Annotated in this window: 2 protein-coding genes; both read right to left on the bottom strand. The window is 63.0% G+C overall.

Annotated elements, in window-relative coordinates:
- On the bottom strand, positions 1 to 983 hold a 983-nt coding region (locus tag ACFC3J_RS22665; RefSeq protein ID WP_375198169.1), incomplete at its 3' end, for a PQQ-binding-like beta-propeller repeat protein.
- 43 nt (positions 984 to 1,026) lie between these two features.
- Complete coding sequence (locus tag ACFC3J_RS22660; RefSeq protein ID WP_375198168.1) at positions 1,027 to 1,482, bottom strand: nuclear transport factor 2 family protein; 456 nt, start codon at positions 1,480 to 1,482, stop codon at positions 1,027 to 1,029.
- Between the last annotated feature and the right edge of the window lie 195 nt (positions 1,483 to 1,677).

Genomic DNA, 1,677 nt, shown 5'->3' with positions numbered 1-1,677 from the left:
AGGCGGCCGCGCACGAGGGCGGGGGGCGAGGTGACGAAATAATAGCCCTTGTCGACCGTTCCCAGTCCCGCCTTCAGATCCACCTGACCGCCCTGTCCGAATCCGGGGCAAAGTCCGCCGGTCGCAGCATCGAGCGCGATCAGCCGGGCGTCGAGCGTCGCGGTGTAGATGCGCTCGGCGCAATAGCCATGGGCCTGCGGGATGCGATAATAGGTGACGCCGCGGCAGACGAGGCCATAGACACCCGCGAGATCGGTCTTGGGCCGGTGCCGCCATAATTGTCGCCCCGTTTCCGGATCGAGCGCGATCACATCATTATTGCCCGCGCACAGGAACAGGCGATTGCCCACCTTGAGCGGATTGACCTGAAAGGCCGTGCCTTGCTTGCCATCGGTGAGTTTGCCGGTGTGGTACGTCCATGCCCTTTCCAGATGGCCGACATTGGCGGGCGTGATCTGCGCCAGCGGCGAGTAGCGCGATCCGCCCCGGTCGTTGCCATAGGCCACCCAGTCGCCATCGGCGGCTCGTGCAGGTCCGGCGCCCCACAGAGCGCTGCCCGCCGGCGGCGAACGATCCGCCCAGAAGGCGCCGCCGCTCGCGCCGACGAGGAGCAGCAGAAGACCGGGCCACAGCATGCGTGCGCCGGGCAGGGGGCGGTCAAGCCCGACACGCCGCCGAAAATAGGGGGTGAACATGTAGAGGCCCATGGCGACCGGCATGGCCAGCCGGGGCGCAAGAGCCCAGCCGTCCAGTCCGACCTCCCAAAGCGACCAGCAGAGATTGGCCGCGAGAAAGGCCCAATAGAGGGTGACCGAGAGGGGCGAACGGCGCCAGCCGAGACAGGCCGCACTCACCATGATGAGGCCGGACACACAATACCAGCTTGACCCGCCGAGCAGGGCGAGCCGTCCCCCCAGCCACAGCAGCGACAGGCCGGCAAGAAGCATCGACAGGATGAAAATCATGTTCAGAAAGCGGCGCATCAGGCTCCCCCCTTGGAATCCGGCAAAAGCTGTGAGGGGAGAATCAGGCAGGCAATTGTGCCGCAAGCCAGTCCGGTACATTGATCCGGTAGCACTTCTGCTCATAGAGTCGGCTGATCTTCCAGCCTTGCCCGGTGCGGACGAAATCATGATGGTACCAGAGGCCGAAGACCAGCGTATCGGCCGTTTCGCCGTTGCTGACCGTCATCGGATTATAGCAGGCGGTTTTGGTCTTCGCCCGGTCGCCCGCGATCTGATATTGGGTGGTGGACACGGCATGCTGAAAGGCGAGGATCGGCGTCAGACTTTCCGCCAGGAAGGACTTTATCTCCGCAAGGCCCCCGACGACGCCCACCATTTCCGAATAGTCGATCACGGCGTCTTCGGTGAAATAGCGGTCCAGTGCGTCCCAGTCGCGTGTATCCACCGCGTAGCAATAGCCCACGATCAGATCCTGAATCTCGAACCTGTCCGACATTTCCTGCAGGGTCAGTGTCATGGCCTCTCCTTCCTCATTCTATAGAATGGCTGCTGACACAGTGCGGAAGGCGCGCCGCCTTCCATTGGGTAGGTGCCGAGCGCGGCGGCTAAGGGGAATGAAACGTCACTCCCGGGATCGATCCCGTGGACCGTTTTTTAATCAAGGAGACTATTATGGGCCTCGCCCCGTTCACGGAAGCCGATTTCGTCCTGT

This window comes from Sphingobium sp., from assembly GCF_041987595.1.
In the GTDB taxonomy this organism is placed as follows: Bacteria; Pseudomonadota; Alphaproteobacteria; order Sphingomonadales; family Sphingomonadaceae; genus Sphingobium.
Note: the sequence above shows the minus strand (reverse complement) of the source record. Positions and strands in the feature narration are given on the sequence as shown.